Raw genomic sequence first — 22,892 nt, 5'->3', positions numbered from 1 at the left:
ATCAAAGGGATGGTATTGAGGTGGTCAGCGCGTGGGCGAACCCCTCGATCAACCGATTGCAATCCTGGGCTGTCAGCAGCGGGGAAGGCGTGAGCCTGACGACCCGGTGGTCATTGAGCGAGTGGCACACAATGATTTGCTGTTCGATCAGGGCCATGACCATGTTCGCGGCGACCGAGGCGTCGCTGAATTCAAAGCCCAGCAACAAGCCGGCACTGCGCAACTTGACGCGCTCGGCCAGGCCCCTCTGCTGCAACAGCGCGCTGAAGCGGGCGTGCAGGTCCTGGCCCATCAGCCGGGCACGTTCCACGAGGTCTTCCTGCACCATCACTTGCAATGTGGCCTGCACGGCCGCCATGGCCAGCGGGTTGGCGCCGAAGGTCGAGGTATGCACCGTGGGGTTGCGGTTGAACGGCGCGTAAATCGCTGCGCTGGCGACCATGGCACTGACCGGCACGCAGCCACCGGACAGGCTTTTGCCCACCAGCATGATGTCGGGCACCACCTGTTCCTGGTCGCATGCCCACCAATGGCCGGTACGGCCCATGCCGGACTGGATTTCGTCGATGATCAGCACGGCGCCGTACTGGTCGCACAGTGCGCGGACACGTGTCAGGTAGCCTGGCGGCGCGAGGATCACACCCGCTTCGGCCTGGATCGGTTCGAGAATCACACAGGCCTTGTCCGGTGAAGCGCGCAATTGCTGTTCCAGCGCGGCGCTGTCGCCGAAGGGGACGAACGTGCTTTCACTGAGCAGGCCGCTGAACGGCTCGCGGTAGCTTTCGCGGCCAGTGACGGCGAGTGCGCCGAGGGTCTTGCCGTGGAAGCCGCCGAGGGTCGACAGCGTGCGGCGGCAGCCGTTGAGCCGGGCGAGTTTCAGGCCGGCTTCGGTGGCCTCGGCACCTGAGTTGCAAAAGAACACATAGTCCAGGTTGCCAGGGCAATGCGCAGCCAGTGCTTGCGCGGCGAAAGCCTGTTGCGGGTTGAGCAACAGCTTGCTGGCCAGGGCGTTTTGCTGCAGCTGTCGGGTGACGGCCGCCACCACCACCGGGTGGCCGTGGCCGAGGAAAAATACGCCATAGCCGCCGGCATCCAGGTACTTGCGGCCTTGGCTGTCGTAGATATAGACGCCATGGCTGGACTGTTCGATCGGCAAATTCATCAACGACGCGAGGCGCGCATACCCTGAATTCACGTGCTGGCGGAAGTACTGGTCGACCTGTGCGGCGTCGGCTGCGGGTTCGGTAAGAAGCGGGTTCATGCGACTGACGCCTGTGCGACGGTTGGCATCGGCTGCTTGAGCATGCGCGTCAACGCGCCCAGCTTGGGCGCCAAGTGGTTGAGCGAGAGCAGTAACTCACGGCTGACATCCCGTGCGCTGAACGCCGGTTCGCCGAGCAACTCAGGGAGTGACGTGGGCAGCGGTGTACGCAGGCAGGCATAGCGACACAGCTGGTTGGCGCGGCCCAGCGCGGCCTGGATATTGCCGGTCAGTGCCGGGAGGAACACTGGGCGGATCAGCCGCTCATAAATATCCGGCGCCATGCAGCGCGGCCGGGTGAAGGCTTGGGCCTGGGCTTCCATGGATTGGCACATCAGGTCCAACAGGCCGTTGAGATCAAGCGCCTGCGGGCCACTGGTGAGAAAGTAGTCTGCGCCGATCAAGCGCTGGCGCAACGCGTTGGCAATCGCCCGCGCCGCCACGTCACGGGCGATCAAGTCGATATACCCGGCAGGCGGGCAGGGCACGATAGGCAGCACGCCGGACATCATCAGCCCCATGGTCATATGAAACCCCTGGAAGTTGGGCATGTGCCCGCTGTCCGAGTCGCCGATGATGATGGAGGGACGAAAGATCGAAACATCGATACCTGCCGAGCGCACCAGCGTTTCAGCCTGGCGCTTGGCGACTTCGTAAGGCGTTTCTGCTTGCACGCCTTCGTAGTAGTCGCACGGATGGGTGAAGGCGGTGCTGATGTGGTAAAGCGGCACGTTGGCTTGCTGGACAAAGTTCACGACGTTTTCGGTGCCGAGGTAGTTCACCGAAAAGATCTGGTCGATATCGCCATCCATGCGGGTCACCGCTGCGGCGTGGATCACCCAATCGACACGCTTGAGCAGCGCTTCATAATCGCCGACGTCCAGCCCCAGTCGCGGGCTGCATATATCGCCCTTGAGCACCTCCACGCGCGGGTGGCGAATGCGGCTTTTACGCGCCAGGCATACCAGGTCAAAGTCCTCTGCCAGGCAGTCGATCAGTGATTCACCGAGTACGCCTGAGCCACCCGTGAGAAGGACGGTTAATTTTTGCTGTTCTGACATGTAGGACGCTTCCTGCGGACTCATCGAAAGAATTAACGGTGCGTTCCGCCAAATCCCGGGCACGGATACCCCTGGCGAACACTCTTGCATTCACTGTCGGTAGCGCTGAGGTGCTGTGTGAGGCCGGCAATCAGCGCTTATCGTTTTCGCGAATAAGATGCGATCGATATTGGCTTTTTGATATCAATGCGTCTTGAACGAAACGCTTGTCTTTCGCAAAACCCTGGCAGCGGTGCGGGGCGTCATGCCAATCATGCGGCGCATGATGCGGGCCAAGTGCGCCTGGTCGGAAAAGCCGCCGTCGGCGGCGGCATCCGACAAGGTGGAACCGTCAGCGAGGGATTTGGACGCGCGCTCGAGTTTGTTCCAGATGATCCATTGGGACAGCGACACGCCCATCTGGTGCGTGGCGACATAGCGCAAGCGCGGGCTGGACAGGCCGACCGCACTCGCGGCGCGGCTGACGGAGCCCGGACCGTCGCGGTCCAGGCGCAGAATGTTCAAGGCCTTGTAGAGGCGTTGGTCGATGGGCGACGTAATCGCCAGCAAGCGCCCCAGCGCTTCCACAAACTGAGACAGGGAGCTGGAGTGGCGAAAGCACTCGAGCAGTTCGTCATTGGCCAGGGCGATGCCATTGTCTTGCAGCAACGCGTTGAGCGCACGCCCCAACGGGGTATCCGGGTTGACGTAGACAAAGGCCACCGGATGAATGTCGGGCACGGCACGGTGCTCGACATTGGGCCCGATGATCACGCCGGCCGCGCGGATCGACTGGCCTGGCAGCTCCAGGGTGACGGGCTGGTGTACGCCGATGCACAGCTGAATGGCAACATGGGAGTGGGCAGTGTTCTGATCCGCGCGGCCAATGTAGCCGGCCCATGAATCACCAAAGGTAACGTTGCCATCCCACATGTAAGGTCTTCCTGACTCAGAGGGTGAATTTTCCGTGTGCAGGGTAGGCCTGCGCCGGACTTGATTCAAGCATCGGGCAGCGGGTTATACCTGCAACGCGGCGCGCATGCCCGCCAACTTGATGCAGGTTTCGTCGTATTCGCTGGCAGGGTCGGAGTGTTCGACGATGCCACAGCCGGCAAATAGACGGGCTTGGTTGCCGTTGAGCAAGGCGCTGCGCAAACCGACGATGAATTCGCCGTTGCCGTGGGCATCCAGCCAGCCTAACGGCGCCGCGTACCAGCCACGGTCAAAGCCCTCGAATTGGCGAATATGCTCCAGCGCCTGGCCGCGTTCATGGCCGCCGACGGCGGGCGTCGGGTGCAGGACTGCGACCATGTCCAGCAAACTGCTCTGCGGGCGCAGTGCGCCTTCGATCAGCGTCGCCAAGTGCTGCACGCGGCTGAGCCGCTTGATGTGCGGCGCCGGGGGAACGTGCAACGGGCGTACCCAGGGCGCCAGGTCACGCTGAATGATCTGCACCACCACGGCATGCTCATGCTGGTTCTTCTGGCAGTCGAGCAGCGTTTGCGCCAGTTGTGCATCCTGCTCCGGGCAGGGATCGCGCCGGGCTGTGCCCGCCAGCGCCAGGGTTTGCAGGTGACCGTTGTGCAGTTTGACCAGGCGCTCCGGGGAGGCACCGATAAAACACGCGTGGTGGCGTCGAAACGCAAACAAGTACGCCGTGGGGTCGTTGATCGCCAGGGCAGCCAAGGTGCGCCCGGCACTGATAGGCCGGGAAAATTCGCTGACCACTTCCCGCGCCAGCACCACCTTGTTCAACGCGGTGTCGCGCAACACGTCCAGGGCATGCGCGACTTTGCTTTCCCAGCAGGCCCGCGGCAGGCTCTGGTCGCGGGTGTGCTGCCGTGCAGCCGTCGAGGGCGCGCCGCTGACGTAGCGATCCATCAGCGTGTTCCACTCCTTCAGTACGTGCTCGCAACAGCAACGCGCCGCATCGCTGGGCGCGACGCGCTGTTGGCACACCAGCCAACAGTCTGCACCGTCGCGCACCAGCAATAGCGTCATCAGCCACAGGGACGCATCGCCAAAACCCTGCCAGGCGGGGCTGGCCTTGACCTGATGATCGAATCGAAAGCCGCCGCACACCGAAGGCGCCAGCGGGCCGTGTATCACCGCGCTTTGCAGCCAGTGTCGCCATTGCGCGTCGACCGAGGCAAAACGCTGAGGGCCCGCGCTGCTCAGTTCCGCCGCCACCCCCCAGCCGAACAGGCTTTTGTCGTCTTCCGGCGCCCGCCAGAACAGGCACTCGGCGCCAGGTTGGTCGGCGCTGCCAAACAGCGCCAGCAAGTCCAGCGGGGCGATCCTCATCGAGTAACTGGCCAACACCGGCTCACCTTGTTCGACGGCACGCCGCTGGGCGTGCTCGAACACCTCGGTCATCCCCTCGGCATGGGCGTGCAACTGTGCAAAGGCCCTCATGCCAGCGTTCTCATCGCGCGCCAGTGCAACACTTGCTGGCCGATGTACCAATGGATGATCTGGGCAAACAGGGTTTCGACGAAGTGCGGGTCCAGCCCGGCCTGCTCGGCCCACTCGCGGCGTTGCGGGAGCATCTGGGCAACGCGTTCGGGCGCGGCGATGCTGCTTTCGGTCGGCTTGAAGCGCGCGGCGGCTTTGACGTAAGCCATGCGTTGGCGCATGAGGTCGATGATCTGGTGGTCCAGTGAATCGATGGCGTGACGGATGTCCTGCAGGCCATCACAGGCGTCGGGGGTTTTCATTGACAGGTTTCCTTCAAGGAGGGCGATGGGGTCGACAGCGTCGCGACGATGGCGTCGATGAGTGCCTGGCGTTGTTCGACCAGGTAAAAATGTCCGCCTTGCCAGCGCTGCAGGTGCAGTGGCTGGTGGCTGGCGGCTTGCCAGGCCATGGCTTCATCAAGCTCGATTTCCGGGTCTTGCTCGGGGTAGAACACCCCGATGCGGCTCTTGAGTGGCCGCGGTTGCGCACAGGTGTAGGTTTCAACGATGCGGTAATCGTTGCGCAAGCCGGGCAGGAACAGTTCGCACAGGGCCGGGTTCTCCAGCAACGCATTGGGGCGCTCGGCCAGGCGCCGCACATCGTCCAGCAGGGCCGCGTCGGGGCCCAGGTGCAACTGCCCGCCGCGTTGGCGCTGCGGTGCCGGGTGGGCGGACACGAACAGGTGGTCGACGGCGATTGCCCGTTGTTCCAGGCGCGTCGCCACTTCATATGCCACCACCGCCCCCAGGCTATGGCCGAACAACACCAGCGGCCGGTCGGCGTAACACGACAACGCGTGCGCGGCACCGTCGGCGAGGCGCTGCATGTCGGTCAGGCACGGCTCGCTGAAACGGTCTTCGCGGCCCGGGTATTGGATGGCCAACAGGTCGATGTCGGCGGGCAGGGCATGGACCCAGTCGCGGAAGAAACTTGCACTGCCCCCGGCATGCGCGAAACACACCCATCGCCAGCGTGGCATGGGCGTGAGTCGATAAGCGCGTACCCAGCGTTCGTCGTGCAGGTTCACGAAGCGGCACTCTGCAGCCAGGCCTGGCGCAGGCGCTCGCGCAGGTCTTTGCGGCTGACTTTGCCCACGCCGGTGTGCGGGAAGTGTGCGACGAACTCGATACGGTCCGGCACCTTGAACGCCGCCAGGCCGTGGCCGCGCAGGTAATGCTTGAGTGCGAAGGCCGAGGGCGCCGGGTCACGGGCGACGATAAAGGCACAGGTGGATTCGCCGAGCACCGCATCCGGCATCGCCACCAGCGCGGCGTCGTGTACCTGGGGATGGCCGATCAGCAGGTTTTCCACCTCTTCGGCAGCGACTTTTTCACCGCCGCGGTTGATCTGGTCCTTGTCACGACCTTCGACCACCAGGTAACCGTCGGCGGTGCGCCTGACCCGATCACCGCTGCAATAGAATCCATCGGCGGTGAACGCCCGGGCATTGTGTTCGGGCAGGCGATAGTAGCCGCGAATGGTGTACGGGCCGCGCACTTGCAGTTCACCCACTTCACCCTCGGGCACCGGTTGGCCCTGTTCATCGACAATGCGTACTTCGTCATCGGCGCTCAGCGGACGGCCCTGGGTATGCAGCAGCAGATCCGGGCGGTCATCCAGGCGGGTAAAACACAACAACCCCTCGGCCATGCCCAGCACTTGTTGCAAGGTGCAGCCCAGCGTCGGCGTGACCCGTTCTGCCGCGCTGCTGAGCAATTTCGCACCGCCCACTTGCAGCACGCGCAGGCTGGACAGGTCGGCCTGGCGCTGGTCCTGGGCGTCCAGCCAGAGCATCGCCAGCGGCGGCACCAAGGCGGTGACGGTGACACGCTGCTCGCTGATCAGCGCAAAGCAGGACTCCGGGTCCGAGCGGCGCGTACACACCACGCGCCCACCGGCCAGCAGGGTGCCGATCACACCCGGGCAACACAGGGTGAAGTTATGCGCCATGGGCAACGCGGTGAGGTAAACGGTACGCGCATCCAGCTCGCAGACTTCGCTGCTGGCGCGCACGTTATAGAGGTATTCGGCGTGCCGTCTCGGGATCAACTTTGGCGTGCCGGTGGTGCCTCCCGACAGCTGGAAACACGCCACGGCGTCGGCGCGACCGGCGTCCCGTTCCAGCGGCGCGCTGTTGTAAAGCTCACTCAACGCGGTGAACTCCTGCGCATCGCCGTCGATCACCACGTGGCGCAACAGCGGGTTGGCAGCGGCCAGTCGGCGCGCCATCGAGCGGCAATCAAAGCCCTCCAATTGAGCGCAGCCGATGTAGGCCGAGGCCTGGGCAAAGCCACAAAAGCCGCCGATCTCATGTTGACGGTGGGCGGGCAGGGCGAGGATCGGCCGGGCGCCCAGGCGGAACAACGCAAAGCACACTTCGATAAACGCAGTGCCGTTGGGCAAGTGCACCACCACATTGTCGCCCTCTGCGATCCCCAGCGCGTGCAAACCGCCAGCCAGGCGCCGGCAGCGGTCTGCCAGGCTGCGGTAATTGAGGTGCAAGGGGCCGTCGGTTATCGCGATGGCCGATGGGGTGCGCGCGGCGACCGTATCGAGGGCCTGAGCGAAGGTCTGGTCTTGCCAGTAACCGGCCTGGCGGTAGCGTTCGGCGAACGCGGCAGGCCAGTCGGGCGCGTCGCCAACGCTGTCTGAATCGGGTGCGCAGGTGTGCAATGACATGGAATCCCCTATTTGTAGAAATAATTGGCTACAAACGTCTAAATGAGATCTATTATCATTGTCCTTCGCCGAGCGCTTCTCAACGCCAAGGCTTTCGGACCTGTGACTTTTTCATTAGATGAAATACACAGCGGCTATAAACAGGGAGGTTTACGGTTTAAAAGCCTCCTCCTCATTCAGGTCAGGCCCCGCGTAATGGCCTCAGGATCAAGGGAAAACCCAATGACTATTACGATCATCGCCCCCAGTCGACAAGAGACGCAGGCCGAACCCAAGGGCAACCAACCCGGAACGGTCTACCTGGACCCGCACATGACCCTGGTCACCGGCACGTTGTGGTCAGACAGCGAAAACTGGGTCGAGGACCCGCTGGAGCGCGGCCTCAAGTTGATTCTGGTGCAAAGTGGCGAGCTGTCGTGCCGCATCCCCGGGCACAGCGAGCAGTCGATCAAGGGGCCGAGCCTGTGCACCATCGTCAACGACGGCGAGTTCACCTCGTCGCAGATCTACGGCACCACCACGCCACTGCGCTACACCATCGTTCAGCTGGACCTCGAATCCCTCGACCGCCATCTCGGCCTGGCCCCGCGCAAGCTCCTCAGCAGTGGCGGCGGCGACCCGTACATGATGGTGCGCCCGGCTCCGCGCGCGATGCAGGCACTGGCCACGCAAATTGCAACATGCCCGATGCAGGGCCCGAGCCGCTCGTTGTACCTGGGTGGCAAGGCGCTGGAATTGACCGCGTTGAGCGCGCAGTTCCTGCTCGGTGAGCGCGGGCAACCGGAGCATAAGCTGCGCATCACCTCGTCGGATGTGGAGCGTGTACACGCCGCCCGGGACCGTCTGGTGCGCTCGCTGCTCGAACCGCCCAGCCTGAACGCCCTGGCCAGTCACGTGGGCATGAGCCCGCGCAAACTGACGGCGGGGTTTCGCAAAGTGTTCGGTACCAGCGTGTTCGGCTACCTGCACGAACATCGTCTCAACGAAGCCCACCGCATGCTCAGCGACGAGGAAAGCAATGTGTCTACCGTCGCCTATGGCGTGGGATTCAGCCCGGCGCATTTTTCCATCGCCTTTCGCAAACGCTACGGTGTATCGCCCAGCGAAATCCGTTGATCACGGCACGGTGTCTCTGAATCGAATGAAAAGGCCTGTTTATCTAAAGCCCTGAGCGCTTTCTGAAAAACCGCTTGCGATAGAGTTCCAATTGAGAATGGCTTCCATCTTGGTGAGCCAGGGACTTTATCTAGACGGGTCACAGGAAGCTTTTCATGAGCGAGCTGACAACAGCAGACACCACCGCACTGCGCAGATGGCTGATCGAACACCTGGCCCAGTTGCTGGGCGCTACCGTGGAAGAAATCGACAGCCTGGGCGATGAGGAAAACCTCTTGGGCTGCGGGTTGGATTCCATCCGCCTGATGTACTTGCAGGAGCGCCTGCGCAGCCATGGGTTGCGGGTCGACTTCGCCCAACTCAGCGCCGAACCCAGCCTCGCGGCCTGGCTTGGCCTGCTGCATGGCCAGGCGGTGCGACGTGTGGAGGTGGCTGATGTCGCCCCGTTGAGCGCAGCCGACGACAGTTTTGAACTCAGCGCGGTGCAACAGGCGTACTGGCTGGGGCGCGGGCCCGCCGAAGTGCTGGGCAATATCAGTTGCCACGCATGGCTGGAATTCGATTGCCAGGGCATCGATGCGCAACGCCTGGAAGCGGCAGTCAAGTGCGTGCAGGCGCGTCACCCGATGTTGCGTGCCAGTTTCAACGACGGCCGCCAACGCATTCTTGGCGCAACGCAATTGCCGGTTTTCGACCATCAGGATTGGCGCCACCACACTCAAGCGGTTGCGCAAGACGCCTGGCACGCGCTGCGTGAATGGCGATCGCATGAATGCCTGGCCGTGGACGCGGGGCAGGTGTTGCTGGTCGGCCTGGTGCAGTTGCCCGAAGGCCGTGATCGTGTGTGGTTGAGTGTCGACCTGCTGGCGGTTGACGTGGAAAGCCTGCGCCTGTTGATGGCGCAACTGGGCCAGGCCTATCAGGCGCCAGCCGCGCTTGCACCCGCGCCGGACGTGCAATTTGCCGACTACCTGGGCCGGCGCCGCCAACGTCGCGCAGAGGCGTATGCGCGAGATCGTGAGTATTGGTGCGAACGCCTTGCGCAGTTGCCGGACGGCCCCGCACTGCCGCTGGCCTGTGCCCCGGAATCGATCCGTGCGCCACGGTTTACCCGCCAGGCTTACGTACTCAGTCACGCAGAAGCCGAACGCCTGCAACGCCAGGCGACGGCCCATGGCCTGACGTTGCCCAGTGTGTTCGCCACGGCATTCAACGCGGTGTTGGCACGCTGGAGTGAACAGTCGAGCTTCCTGCTCAATGTGCCGTTGTTCGACCGTCACGATGACCAGCAATCCATCGATCAGGTGATCGCCGACTTCACCACCTTGCTGCTGGTGGCGTGTGAAGACGCACCGCAGTTGCCGTTTGCCGAAGGCGCCCGACGCTACCAGCGCGATTTGCACGCCACCATCGACCACGCGGCGTTTCCCGCGCTGGAAGTGCTGCGTGAGGCTCGTCGCCAAGGTCATCCGCGTTCCGCGCCGGTGGTGTTTTCCTGCAACCTGAGCGATTCGGGTTTTGTCCCCGCCAGCTTTCGCGAGGTGTTTGGCGACCTGCACGACATGCTCTCGCAAACCCCGCAAGTGTGGCTCGACCACCAACTGTATCGGCTTGAGGACGGCGTGCTGCTGGCCTGGGACAGCGTTGCCGACCTGTTCCCGCAAGGCGTGCCGCAGGCGATGTTCAGCGCCTATGTCGAGCTGGTGCAGCGTCTCGCCGACAGCGACTGGAACCAGCCGCAACCGGTGCTGTTGCCGCTGGCGCAACAGGCGCGCCGCGACCAGCAGAACAGCCTGCCGGCGTTGGCGCCGGGGCGTGGCCTGCTCGAAGACTTTTTTCGCCAAAGTGCCCGACAACCCGACGCACTCGCCCTGATCTGCGGCGCGCAACGCTGGACATATAACGATCTGGCCACCCAAGCCCTGCGTATAGCGGCGGGTTTGCTTGAGGCGGGCATGCGTCAGGGCGAGGCGGTGGAGGTCTGCCTGCCGCGTGGGCCTCGCCAGATCGCCGCCGTATTCGGCGTGCTGGCGGCCGGTGGTTGCTATGTGCCGGTGGACACCGCACAGCCGGTTGCGCGGCGCAGCCTGATCGAATCGGCTGCGGGCATCACCCGAGTGATTGCCGATCAGCCGCCGGGCAACGCGCTGCAATGGCTTGACCCGGCGGTGCTTGAGCAGTCCGCGCCATTGGTCGCGCCGAAAACGCTATCGCCGCGCGCCAGCGCGTATGTGATCTACACCTCGGGCTCTACCGGCATTCCCAAAGGTGTTGAAGTCTGCCATGGCGCCGCAATCAACACGATCGACGCGGTGCAGGCCGAACTGCAGGTCACACCGAATGATTGCCTGCTGGCCGTGTCGGCGCTGGATTTCGACTTGTCGGTGTACGACCTGTTTGGCGTGCTGGGGCAGGGCGCTCGCCTGGTGCTGCTGCAACCTGAAGAAACCCGCGATGCGGCGCGTTGGGCGCAACTGATCGCCGAACACCGCGTGAGCCTGTGGAATTCGGCCCCGGCATTGCTGGAAATGGCCCTGGGCGTCGGCGCCGATGCCTGTGATTACCGAAGCCTGCGGGCGGTGTTGCTGTCGGGCGACTGGATTGCCCTCGACCTCGCCGCACGCCTGCGGCGCCACGCCACCGCGCAGTGCCGCGTGTATGGCCTGGGCGGCGCCACCGAAGCGGGTATCTGGTCGAACCTGCAAAGCATTGATGAGGTCCCCGACCACTGGCCGTCGATTCCCTATGGCAAGCCTTTGGCCGGCCAGGCGTATCGGGTGGTGGACGCCACCGGGCGCGATGTGCCGGACCAGGTGATCGGGCAACTGTTGATCGGTGGTGCAAGCCTGGCGCGGGGGTATCGCAATGACCCGCTGCTGACCGCACAGCGCTTTCGCAGTGATGAGCACGGGCGTTGGTACCACACCGGCGACCGCGGGCGCTTCTGGGCCGATGGCACCCTTGAGTTTCTCGGGCGCATGGACCAGCAGGTCAAGCTGCGCGGGCAGCGTATCGAACTGGGGGAAATCGAAGCGGCGCTCACCGCCCACCCACGGATTGAAAGCGCCTGTGCCGCCGTGTTGAACGGCAGCCTCGGCGCGGCCGTGGTGATCAGCCCTGAATCTGCATCGGCGCAGGCGTTGCCGGCCGTCTCGATGCTCGACGACACCTTGGCCGCAGAACACCAGGTCACTGCGCAGCTGTTGCGCTGCCTGCTGCAAGACCCGCCGCCCAGCGCCCTGCTCGACACCTGGCGCGAGTGGCTGGCCGAGCATGTCGAGTCGCTCAGCCTGCACGACGCGTTGGCGCACTTGGGGTGGCGCGAGGCGGATCTGCACCGCATGGTCGGTGCCTTGCAGGTGCTGTTGCGCACCGAAGACGGCGCCTCGCAAGTGTTGTTCGATCCGTTGCTGGCACCGCAGGCCATGGCGTTGAACCTGCCGGCGGGCCGCCAGGTGTTGGACACCCTGAGCCAGGCGCTCCAACAACACCGCGGCACACCGCTGAAAGTCGCGGTGCTGGATGTGCGCGGCGGGCAGTTGCTGGAGCAATGGCTGAACCATGCGAGTTCGCGCGACGTGCAACTGACTTTGTTCGAGAGCAGCCCCGGCCTGCTGGCGGCCAGCGTGGGCAAGCGCCGGCGCGTGGCAAGCCAACTGCTGGTGGAGGGCGTGCTGCCCGCTGAACACTGGTCACAGTACGACGTGGTGATCAGCTTCGCGGCCTTGCACAGTTATGCTCAGCCCGGCGATGGGCTGAATCTGGCGCAGGCACTGCTCAAGCCGCAAGGCCGCCTGTTGCTGGCCGACCTGCTGCGCGACTCGCCGTTGCGGCTGGTCAGCGCGGCGCTGCTGGATGAGCGCGCACCGGTATTGCCTGACGCTGCCGAACTGGCGCACCTGCTCGGCCAGAGCGGTTTTCGCCACCTGGAATGCCTGTGGCAAAACCCGGCGATGCTGCTGTTGAGTGCGCGTGCGGCGGATGAAACCCTGACCGCTGAAAGCCTCGACCAATGGCTGCAACAACGCTTGCCCCAGGCGATGCGGCCCGAGCATCTGTGGTCCGTACCGCGCCTGACACTGAATGCCAACGGCAAGATCGACCGCGCGCGCCTGCACGCCAGCCTCAGCGCCGCGTTGCAACGCAGGCAACCGGCAAACAACGAAGACGGCGAACTCAGTGCCGAGCTACAGCCCCTGGTCGCGTGCTGGGAGGCCATCCTGGGACGGCCGGTGCGCAGCGCCCAGGCGAGTTTTTTCAGCCTGGGCGGCGACAGCCTGCTGGCGACGCGGCTGCTGGCCAGCGTGCGTGAACAACTGGGCGCCAGCCTGCGCATGAGCGATTTCTACCTGCAGCCGACATTGGCAGGCATGGCCGCGCTGTTGGTGCGCAGCGACGAAGTGGCTATCGAGGAGGGCGTGTTATGAGCCTGGATGATGTGCTGCACATCTGCCGTGAACGCCAGATCGAACTCTGGGCGACTGACGGCAAGCTGCATTTTCGCGCGCCGCAAGGCGCATTGGACTCAGCCCTGGCGGAGCGTATTCGCGCCCAGCGGCCAGCGCTGCTGGTGCATCTTGCGCCCCAACAATGGCGCGCACAGCCGGAGCAGGCGCTGCAACCCTTCGCCTTGAGCGCGGTACAGGGCGCCTATGTACTGGGACGCAACCCGGCCTTTGACTATGGCGGCAACGCTTGCCACTTGTATGTCGAATACCCGTGGCCGGCGAACGTCGACACCGGACACCTTGAACAGGCCTGGAACGCCGTGGTGCAACGTCACCCGATGCTGCGCGCGGTGGTCGATAACCATCAGCAACGGGTGCAAGCCCAGGTGCCATGGCAACAGCTGCCGGTGCATGACCGCCGCGACGCTACGCCCGAGGCGTTCGAGGCGCACCTGAACAGCGTGCGCAAGCGCCTGGACCATGCCTGCCATGCGCTCGATCAATGGCCGATCCTGCTGCCCGAACTGAGCGTGGGACGCGAGCAGGCAATCCTGCATTGCTCGGTGGATTTCACCTTGTTCGACTACGCCAGCCTGCAACTGCTGCTGGCAGAACTCACCCAGCGCTACTTGGAACCGACGCGCCACTGGCCATTGCTGGAAGCGACCTTTCGCGACTACCTCGAGCACGAACAGCAAGCGCGCGGCAGCACCGCCTGGCACGCCGACAAGGCGTGGTGGCTGGCGCGCCTGGACAGCCTGCCCGGGCGTCCGGACCTGCCGCTGAGCGAGCACGCGGGCTTGGGCTCCACGCGTTTCGCCCACCACCATGGCGTGTTGAGCAGCGGGCAATGGAACGCCCTGTGCGCCCTTGCCAGCGCCCAAGGCCTCAGCGCGGCGGGCGTGACGCTGGCCGCGTTTGTCGAGGTGATCGGGCGCTGGAGCCAAAGCCCGGACTTTTGCCTGAACCTCACCGTGCTCAACCGGCCGAACCTGCACCCGCAATTGGACCAGGTCGTGGGGGACTTCACCGCCCTGAGCCTGCTCGCGGTGGACGGCACCGAGGGCGCCAGTTTTGTCCAGCGTGCGCGGCGTATCGGCGCGCAGCTGTTCGATGACCTCGACCACAGCCGCTTCACCGGCGTGGAGGTACTGCGCGAACTGGCCCGTGTGCGAGGGCGTGGCGCCGACCTGATGCCGGTGGTGTTCACCAGTGGCATCGGCAGCGTCGAACGCATGCTCGGCGATGCCGGGCGTGTGTTGCAGCCGCCCAGCTACATGATCAGCCAAACCCCGCAAGTGTGGATCGACTGCCAGGTCAGCGACCAATACGGCGGTTTGCAGATCGGCTGGGATGTCCGCATCGGCGTGTTGCCCGAAGGCATGGCCGCGCAGATGTTCGCAGCCTACGTCGACTTGCTGCAACGCTTGGCCCGCGACCCGCAATTGTGGCAAGCGCGTGGCGATATCGTGCTGCCCGCGCAGCAGGCAAACCCGCCGATCCACGCCAGCGCCCCAGCGCGCAATATCGCCGACGGCTTCGCCCAACAGGCGCGGCGAACTCCGGATGCCCTCGTGATCAGCGACCGCGACGGCCGTTACCGCTATCGTCAGGTCGCCCAGCATGCCGCCGCGGTGCGCAAGGCGCTTGAAGCGCTCGGCGTGCAGCCGGGCGCGCGGGTGGCGGTGATGCTGCCCAAGAGCGCCTGGCAACTGATGGCGGTGCTGGGCATTACCCAGATGGGCGCGGCCTATGTGCCGGTGGACATCCGCCAACCGGCCTTGCGCCGCGAGGCGATCCTGCGCGACGCGGGGATTGCCGCGGTGATTGTCCTGCAAGCCCAGGCATGGCCGGACACCCTTGAACTTCCGCGCATCGCCATCGATACGCTTGCCGCCGACCCGCATTGGCCACCCCGTGAGCCGCTGGCGGTAGAGGCCGCGGACCTGGCCTACATCATCTACACCTCAGGCTCCACCGGCACGCCAAAAGGCGTAATGCTCAGCCATGGCGCGGTGGTCAACACCCTCGATGACATCAACCAGCGCTACGCGGTGAACGTCGATGACCGCGTGCTGGGCCTGGCAGAGTTGAGTTTCGACCTGTCGGTGTATGACTTCTTCGGCGCCACGGCGGTCGGTGCGCAGGTGGTGCTGCCCGACCCCGAGCGCGGCGCCGATCCTTCGCACTGGGCGCAATTGATGCAGGAACACGGCATCACCTTGTGGAACTCGGTGCCCGCACAAGGGCAGATGCTGGTGGATTACCTGGAGACCGAGCCCGGCGCAATCCCCGGGCCGCGCTGTGTGCTGTGGTCCGGCGACTGGATTCCCACCACGCTGCCGACGCGCTGGTGGCAACGCTGGCCCGAAAGCCAGTTGTTCAGCCTGGGCGGCGCCACCGAAGCGGCGATCTGGTCGGTGGAGCATCCCATTCGTGCCGAAGATACGGCCTTGCCGAGCATCCCCTACGGCCGGGCCCTCCAGCACCAGACCCTGGAAGTGCTCGACGCGCTGGGCCGCCAGTGCCCGGTGGGTGTGCGTGGTGAGATTCATATCGGCGGACTCGGCCTGGCCCTGGGTTATGCCGAAGACCCGCAACGCAGCGCCGAGCGGTTTATCACCCATGCCAGCGGGCGTCGCCTGTACCGCACGGGTGACCAGGGGCGTTACCTGGACGCGGAAGGCTTGATCGAGTTTCTTGGGCGCCAGGATGACCAGGTGAAGATTCGCGGTCACCGCATCGAACTGGCGGAAATCGACGCGGGCTGGCTGGCCCATCCGCAGATCGCCGCGAGTACCACGGTGTTGCTCGGCGAGCGTCACGAACGTTCGCTGTGCAGCTTCGTCACCCTGCACACCAACGCGCCTGCGCCTCACCTGAGCACACAGCTGGGCGAAGTCCTGCGCCAGTCACGCCACACCCTTGAACACGCGGATTTCGGCCCGCGCGCCGCCATCGAAGCGGCACTGGCGGCGCTGGATCGGGCGGCGGATGTGTCGTTGCTGCACTGGTTGGGCGGCAGTGGCTTGCTGATCCCGGGGCAGTCCGTGGCATTCGACTCGCTGTGCCAGGCCTTGCAACTCGACGCCGGTCAGCATCGCCTGTTGCGGCATTGGCTGACGTTGTTGACCGACAGCGGCTACCTGTGTGCAGACGATGACGGTTGGCGCTGCCAGGTCAGCACGGCTGACCTGAATCAGCACGATGCCTGGGCACAGTTCGCCCGCCTGGCGCCGAGCGGTCTTTGGCCGCTGGAATTGGTCGATTACCTGCGCACCAGCGCGACCCGCCTGGCCGAGCAATTGGACGGGCGCCTGAGCCCGGCAAGCCTGATGTTCCCGCAGGGCTCGGCACATATTGCCGAGGCGATGTACAGCCGTGGCCAGCATGCCCAAGTGCTGCATCGGGCCATGGCCGAGGCGGTTTGCGCGATCGTTGCGCGCCAGAGCCAGCGCCGCTGGCGCATCCTGGAAGTGGGCGCCGGCACCGGTGCCGCCAGTGCGCTGATCATCCCCGCGCTGGCGCCGTTGGTGGCGGACGGGGTGCAGATCGACTATGTGTTTTCTGACGTGTCGAGCTATTTCCTTAACGCTGCGCGCGAACGCTTTGCCGCGTATCCGTGGGTGCGCTTCATGCCGTTCGACATGAACAAACCCGCCTGCGAACAAGGGCTTGCCGCGGGGTCCCTGGACCTGCTGCTCAGCTCCGGCGCATTGAACAACGCCCTGGATACACCGCGCCTGCTCGCCGGGTTACGCCAATTGCTGCAAGCCGATGCCTGGCTGGTGATCCAGGAACTGACCCGCGAACACCGCGAAATCAGCATCAGCCAAAGCCTGATGATGGAGACGCCGCAGGACGTGCGTGCCACCTCCGGGCAGCTGTTTGTGCATACGGACCAGTGGCTGGCGTGGCTGAACAGCGAGGCCGGCGACCAGGCCGAATCGCTGGCGTCGGCCGACAGTGTGCTGCACCTGCTGGGCTACGACCTGTTGGTCGCACGCGTGAAAACCGACCGGCCATTACTGAGCCAGGAGACGTTGCTGGCCTTCATCACCGAGCGCGTGCCGCGTTATATGGTGCCGGCGCAGGTGCGGATACTCGACCGCTTGCCGGTCACTGCCAATGGCAAGATTGACCGCCGCGCGCTGACCACCCAAGCCGAGCAGCGCCAGCTCGAACCGGCACGCCGTGCGCGCACGGAAGTGGCGGATGAGCTGGTGCAGCGCTTGATCGCGCATTGGGAGCGAGTACTCGATTGCAGTGGGGTGTCGGCGGATCAGGATTTCTTCGGCGCTGGTGGTGACTCGCTGCTGATCGCGCAATTGATCGCCGGTTTGCGCGAGCAAGAGCCATTGGCCCGTGCGCACCCCTTCGACCGCCTGTTGCGCTGGGCTCTCAGCCAGCCGACCCCGGAAGGCCTGGCCCAGCGCTTGCGCAGTGAGTCGAGCAGTGAAGCCCCCGCAGTGGTGCCCTCCACGGACACCCGCCGTGCGCCGTTGGGTGGGCGCGGGCGGGTGGATGCGCTGACGCAACTGGCCGCGGGTGAAGGCACAGCGCGGGTGCTGGTGCATGAAGGGCTCGGCACGCTGCTGCCGTATCGCGGGTTGATCGCCGAACTGGCCGGCAGTGGCCCGTTGCTGGGGTTGGCGGTGCATGACAGCGACGATTACCTGAGCCTGCCGCCGGAGCATATCAACGCCACCCTCGGCAAACGCTATGCCCAGGCGCTGTGGGACAGCGGCCGGCGCCGCTTCGACTTGCTGGGCTACTGCTCCGGCGGGCTGGTAACGCTGGAGCTGGCCAAGGCCCTGCTGCAATTGGGCGCCGAGGTGCGGCGGGTGGACATCGTATCGAGCTACCGCATTCCGTACCTGGTGGAGGATGAAGTGCAGATGCTCTACAGCTTCGCCGGCACCCTGGGGCTGGACACCGCTGCGCTGGGGTTGCCGGCGGCTGAACAGTTGCTCGACAAACACCTGGATCTGGACGCCACTGCGCTCAAATCCCGCGTACTGGCGGCGGCCAAGGGCATTGCCGATGAGCAGTTGTATCGGGTGTTCGCTCATTCCGTGCGCGCCAGCCACTACAGCGACGGCGCGCCGTATGTGGGCGCCATCCGCCTGTTTGTGCCGAGTGTCGCCAACCCGTTGATCCCCGATCACCAGGCCGCTCTGCAGGCCTGGTGGCAGGCGGCGTCGTTGGCGCCGCTGACTGTGCAGACCCTGCGCGGCAATCACTTCGAGTGCTTGAACGCCGGGCTGAGTCGTTACTTGCTGGAGGAACGCCCATGACTATGCCTGTGAAAACCCTGGTGGTGGGCTCGCGCTTCGGCCAGTTCTACGCCGTTGGTGTGGCTGCGGCCGAGCACCTGGAACTGGTCGGGGTGCTGGGGCAGGGCAGTCGTCGCTCCCGCGCACTGGCTCGCTATCTCGAAGTGCCGTGTTTCGATGCCTTGGCCCACGTACCCGCCGACACACAACTGGCTTGCGTAGCGGTGGGCGGCGCAGCAAGGGGCGAACAAGGCCCCGCCTTGGCGCAAGCGCTGATGGAGCGGGGCATTGATGTGCTGATCGAGCACCCGTTGCTGCCCCAGGAACTGCAAGACTTGCTGAGCACGGCGGCGCGCCTGCATCGGCGCTGCCTGCTCAACAGTTTCTACCCGCAGTTGCCGTGCGTGGCGCGGTTCATCGAGCTGGCGCGGCAGCTGCATCGTCAACAGGGCATTCGCCATATCGACGCCGACTGCGCGGTGCAGGTGAGTTACGCCACCCTCGATGTGCTGGCGGCGCTGTTGGAATCGGTAGGCCCATGGTCGGTGGACTGCGTGGCACCGGCGCTGTCGGCCTGGCGGGATATCAGCCTGGTCATGGCGCAAGTGCCGGTGTCGTTGCGCGTGCTCAATGAGTTGGCCGCCAATGATGACGGGCGCATGCAGAGGCTGCAGCGCATCAGCATCGCCACTGACAGCGGCACGTTGCTGTTGGCCTCGCCCCACGGACCGTTGCTGTGGCTGCCGGCCGTGCGTGCGCCGGTGCAAGATGCCGACGGGGTGTTCGACCTGTTTGGGCCGCAGGCCGATGAGCCGCTGCCGTGCGCCGAAGTGTTGGAGGCCGCGGCGGCGGATTGGACGCAGGTTTACCGCCGCGTCTGGCCGACAGCTGCGGCCAGTGCATTGCAACCGCTGATCACGGGGATGGGGCTGGCGCGCCTGCAACAGCGCAGCCTGGAAGTGGTGAGGTTATGGCAACAGGTGACGGCGGCGCTCGGGTTCCCGCTGCAGCCGTCGCTGACGTTACCGGCGGCCGGCCTGGCCCAGGCATTGGAGCACGTCCGATGAGCCACTTGAGCGAAATGCTGCGTCCTTTCCGTGCGCGCTTAGGGGCGGCGATCGCGTTGCAGGCCGTCGCCGGGATCTGCTCGCTGCTGCCGCTGATAGCCTTGGCGCAACTGGCGGACAGCTTGCGCCAGGCGCCGCCGCTGGCGTCTTCGGCACTGAACTGGGTGGTGGTGGCGGTGGTGGCGTCAGCGCTGTGGTTGTGCGGCCAGACCCTGGCCTTGCACCTGACCCATCAGGTGGACGCCGACCTGTGTGACCGTCTGCGCGTGCGCCTGGCCGAGCATCTGCAACGCTTGCCCTTGGGCTGGTTTGCACGGCTGGGGCCCGAGGGCGTCACCCGTTACGCCGAGCAGGATGTGCGGGCCTTGCACCAATTGGTGGGCCATGCGCCGACCGACCTGGTCAACCTGCTGTTGATTCCCATGGCCACCCTGGCCTACCTGCTGTGGAGCAACAGTGTCCTGGCGCTCTGGTGCCTGCTGCCGTTGGCATTGGGCGTGTTGGGCTATTGGCGCCTGGGCTCGGCGCATTACCGCGAGGACGTGGCCCAGCGCAATGGCGCAATCCAGCGGTTGTTCAGCGACTACAGCCAGTTCGCCGGCAACCTGGGCCTGGTCCGGCAATTTCCCAGCGCGGGCATTCATCGCCGTGTGCAAGAGGCGGTGCAGCAGTTTGATCAGCGCTTCAGCCATTGGGTGAGTCGCGCCGGCCATCTTGCTGCGCTGATCCAGGTCCTGCTCAGCGCACCGTGGCTGTTGGCCTGGGTGGTACTTGGCACACTATTTATCGGCGTGAGCGAAGTGGGCGCCGTGCAGGTATGCGGCTTTTTGCTGCTGGTGCGCGCCATGGCGGCGCCGGTATTGGCGCTGGGGCACGGCTTTGATGCGCTGAACAACGCGCGCGCAAGTGCCCGACGCCTACAGGAGGTGTTGAGTACACCGCCGTTGATCGAGCCCGACGCGCCGCAATCGCCTCGGGACGCCAGCGTGGAGATGCTCGATGTGAGCTTCTCCCAGGGTGATGTCACGGTACTGAAGGCGATCAACCTGCGCCTGGAGCCGGGCACTACCACCGCGCTGGTGGGGCCGTCCGGCGCGGGGAAAAGCACCTTGGCCGGTTTGATCGCCCGCTTTATGGACGTCGACAGCGGGCATGTGCGCGTGGGCGGGGTGGATGTTCGGCAGATCGCCAGCCGCCAATTGCAGCAGCATCTGGCGCTGGTGTTTCAGCAGGCGGGGGCATTGCGCCTGTCACTGGCGCAAAACATCGCCCTGTATCAGCCGCACGCCAGTGAAAAACAGATTCGCGCCGCGGCCAAGGCGGCCTGCCTGGATGACTGGATCATGGGGTTGCCCAAGGGCTACGCCAGCGTGGTGGACGATGATGTGCGGCTGTCCGGCGGCGAATTGCAGCGCCTGGCGATTGCGCGGGCGCTGCTGTCGCGGGCGCCGATCATGTTGCTCGACGAACCCACCTCCGCCACCGACCCGCAGACCGAGCGCGCCTTGCGTACTGCACTGCGCGACGACGCAGCCGGGCGCACGCGGCTGATCATCGCCCATCGCCTGGAAACCATCGCCCATGCCGAGCAGATCCTGGTGCTCTGCGAAGGGCGCATTGTGCAGCGCGGATGTCATGCACAGTTGTTGGCCGTGGACGGCCTGTACCGCCAGCTGTGGGACGAGCAAATGTCGACGGCTGATCAACTGGAGTTCGTGTCATGAGTGTACTTTCGCCGTTGCGTCATTTGCCCGACCAGGCCCGGCGCGTACTGCGCGGCGCCCTGGGGTGGATGCTACTGGCCGCCGTGCTGGATGGCTTGGCGGGGTTGGCGCTGGTGCCGCTGATACTGGCCTGGTTCGATCAACAGAGTGTGCAGCCAAGTGTGCTGCTGTTGCTGGGGCTGACGTTGCTGCAGGCCTTGGTCAGCTACGTTGCCCAGCGCCGTGGTTATCTGGCGGGAGCCGGGTTGGCGGCCGGCCTGGTCTCGCAACTGGTGCAACAGCTGCCGCGCTTGCCATTGGCGCGTCAGGGCCAGTTGGAAGACTTGGTGCGCGGGCCGGTGTTCAACAGCATGGGCATCCCGGCGCACTTGCTGGCGCCGCTGGTAACGGCGCTGGTGACGCCGACGATGGTGGTGCTGGGGCTGATCTTTATTGAACCGCGTTTGGCCCTGGCGTTGGCCCTGGCTTATCTGCCGTTGTTCGCCCTGCTGCGTTGGGCCGGGCGACGTAGCCTGGCGCTGGAGCAACTGCGCCAGCAAGTCGACCGTCGCGCCGGGCAGCTGTTGCAGACATTCGCGCAGCAACAGGCCTTGATCCGCAGCGCCGGTGATGCCAGCCAGGGCCAGTTGGCGTTGCGTCAGGCCTTGCACGAGCAACACCAGGCCACGCACCGTCTCAACCGCCGCGCGTTGCCCAGCGGGCTTGGCTTTGCGGCGGCGGTGCAGGTGGTGTTTTCGCTGGTGTTGGCAGGTGGCGTGCTGGCGGTGGCGGCGGGGCAGTTATCCGGCGCGCTGTTGGTGGCGGTGTTGGTGTTGCTGGTGCGCTTCATCGAACCGCTGTCGCAACTGGCTTACCTGGACCAGGCTTTGCGTATGGCGTGGCAGGCGTTATCTCAAGTGCTCGCGGTGTTGGCCATGCCGACGCTGCACAGCCCGCACCCCGGAGAGCAGCCTCAGGATGCGAGTTTGCAAGGGCAAGGCTTGAATATCTGCGGCGAAGGCGGCGAGCAGTTGCTCAAGGATGTGGACATCCATTGCGCGCCGGGAACGTTCACGGCGATTGTCGGTCCGTCGGGCGCGGGTAAAAGTACTCTGCTGGCCTTGCTGGGGCGTGGCATGGACCCGCAGACCGGCGCAGTACGACTCGGCCAGGTGGACATTCGCCAGCTAAGCGAACACACCTTGGCCAACCACCTCACGCAAGTGTTCCAGAACAGCGGGCTGTTTGCCGGCAGCCTGCTGTGGAATGTCAGCATGGCCCGGCCGCAAGCCACGCCTGCGCAACTGCAACACGCCGCCAAGGATGCTGCATTGGATGAGGTGCTCAGCAGCCTGCCGCAGGGTTGGCACAGTGAGGTAGGGCCGGGCGGCGCATTACTCTCGGGCGGCCAGCGGCAACGGGTCGGCCTGGCGCGCGCGCTGCTGTCCCCGGCGCCGATCCTGTTGCTTGACGAACCCACCGCCAGCCTCGATGCGCGCTGCGAAGCACGGGTCAATCGCAGCCTGCAGGCGCTGCATGGCAGGCGCACCGTGGTGTTGGTGTCGCACAACCCGACGTTGGTGCGCGGTGCCGATCAGATCCTGGTGCTGGAAGGCGGCAGCGTCAGCGGCTGCGGCAGTCATGAGCATTTGCTGGCCACGCACCGCTGGTATGCGCAGTTCGTCGAGCAAAACCTGCCGGGCAGCCATTGAAAAAGTCCCTTAATCGAAAAGTCGCAGCGTTCGTTTAAACGATACTAATGCGAATTATTATCGATAAAGAGGCTGGGCAATGTCACACCGGGGAGCAACAAAGGCGGGGCGGGGTTTCCAACGTAATGGGGCG

13 protein-coding genes are annotated in these 22,892 nt (G+C 65.0%); 6 read left to right on the top strand and 7 right to left on the bottom strand.

From position 1 onward, the window contains the following. Position 1 precedes the first annotated feature (1 nt). From NR164_RS02445 to NR164_RS02415, 7 genes are all read right to left on the bottom strand, one after another. Entirely contained in the window at positions 2–1,261 is a 1,260-nt protein-coding gene (locus NR164_RS02445; RefSeq protein WP_017849077.1) for an aspartate aminotransferase family protein, read from the bottom strand. Then, a complete protein-coding gene (locus tag NR164_RS02440) occupies positions 1,258–2,322 on the bottom strand; it encodes an SDR family oxidoreductase (protein WP_046383432.1) in 1,065 nt (354 codons plus the stop codon). Before NR164_RS02440 ends, NR164_RS02445 begins: the two co-directional genes overlap by 4 nt. A 183-nt stretch (positions 2,323–2,505) precedes the next feature. Next, positions 2,506–3,234: an AraC family transcriptional regulator gene (locus NR164_RS02435; protein WP_177033711.1), complete on the bottom strand. Its 729-nt coding sequence runs from the start codon at positions 3,232–3,234 to the stop codon at positions 2,506–2,508. Positions 3,235–3,318: 84 nt separating this feature from the next. Further along, the gene (locus NR164_RS02430) at positions 3,319–4,716 is read right to left on the bottom strand and encodes an isochorismate synthase (protein ID WP_256822234.1); all 1,398 of its coding nucleotides are present in this window, start codon (positions 4,714–4,716) and stop codon (positions 3,319–3,321) included. Continuing rightward, on the bottom strand, positions 4,713–5,018 hold the full coding sequence (locus NR164_RS02425; protein ID WP_017849081.1) for an isochorismate lyase: 306 nt from the start codon (positions 5,016–5,018) through the stop codon (positions 4,713–4,715). Before NR164_RS02425 ends, NR164_RS02430 begins: the two co-directional genes overlap by 4 nt. Beyond that, on the bottom strand, positions 5,015–5,785 hold the full coding sequence (locus NR164_RS02420; RefSeq protein ID WP_284694040.1) for a thioesterase II family protein: 771 nt from the start codon (positions 5,783–5,785) through the stop codon (positions 5,015–5,017). Before NR164_RS02420 ends, NR164_RS02425 begins: the two co-directional genes overlap by 4 nt. Continuing rightward, on the bottom strand, positions 5,782–7,437 hold the full coding sequence (locus tag NR164_RS02415; protein ID WP_108524095.1) for a (2,3-dihydroxybenzoyl)adenylate synthase: 1,656 nt from the start codon (positions 7,435–7,437) through the stop codon (positions 5,782–5,784). Before NR164_RS02415 ends, NR164_RS02420 begins: the two co-directional genes overlap by 4 nt. Before the next feature lie 222 nt (positions 7,438–7,659). Between NR164_RS02415 and NR164_RS02410 the strand changes: the two genes are divergently transcribed. The 6 genes from NR164_RS02410 to NR164_RS02385 all read left to right on the top strand — a co-directional run bounded on the left by NR164_RS02410 (position 7,660) and on the right by NR164_RS02385 (position 22,759). After that, a complete protein-coding gene (locus NR164_RS02410) occupies positions 7,660–8,553 on the top strand; it encodes an AraC family transcriptional regulator (protein ID WP_017849084.1) in 894 nt (297 codons plus the stop codon). Positions 8,554–8,708: 155 nt separating this feature from the next. Next, on the top strand, positions 8,709–12,980 hold the full coding sequence (locus tag NR164_RS02405) for an amino acid adenylation domain-containing protein (protein ID WP_256822233.1): 4,272 nt from the start codon (positions 8,709–8,711) through the stop codon (positions 12,978–12,980). Continuing rightward, positions 12,977–18,298, top strand: a complete 5,322-nt coding sequence (locus NR164_RS02400; protein WP_256822232.1) for a non-ribosomal peptide synthetase — start codon at positions 12,977–12,979, stop codon at positions 18,296–18,298. The genes NR164_RS02405 and NR164_RS02400 overlap by 4 nt, the downstream gene beginning before the upstream one ends. After that, on the top strand, positions 18,295–19,344 hold the full coding sequence (locus NR164_RS02395) for a Gfo/Idh/MocA family oxidoreductase (protein ID WP_256822230.1): 1,050 nt from the start codon (positions 18,295–18,297) through the stop codon (positions 19,342–19,344). The genes NR164_RS02400 and NR164_RS02395 overlap by 4 nt, the downstream gene beginning before the upstream one ends. Then, positions 19,341–21,068 (top strand): ABC transporter ATP-binding protein, encoded by a 1,728-nt coding sequence (locus NR164_RS02390; RefSeq protein ID WP_169881076.1) that lies wholly within the window; start codon positions 19,341–19,343, stop codon positions 21,066–21,068. Before NR164_RS02395 ends, NR164_RS02390 begins: the two co-directional genes overlap by 4 nt. Next, the gene (locus tag NR164_RS02385; protein WP_256822229.1) at positions 21,065–22,759 is read left to right on the top strand and encodes an ABC transporter ATP-binding protein; all 1,695 of its coding nucleotides are present in this window, start codon (positions 21,065–21,067) and stop codon (positions 22,757–22,759) included. The genes NR164_RS02390 and NR164_RS02385 overlap by 4 nt, the downstream gene beginning before the upstream one ends. Positions 22,760–22,892: the final 133 nt, after the last annotated feature.

It is taken from the genome of Pseudomonas sp. Pse79, assembly GCF_024519615.1.
Lineage (GTDB): Bacteria > Pseudomonadota > Gammaproteobacteria > Pseudomonadales > Pseudomonadaceae > Aquipseudomonas > Aquipseudomonas veronii.
This window is presented reverse-complemented; position numbering and strand designations above follow the sequence as displayed.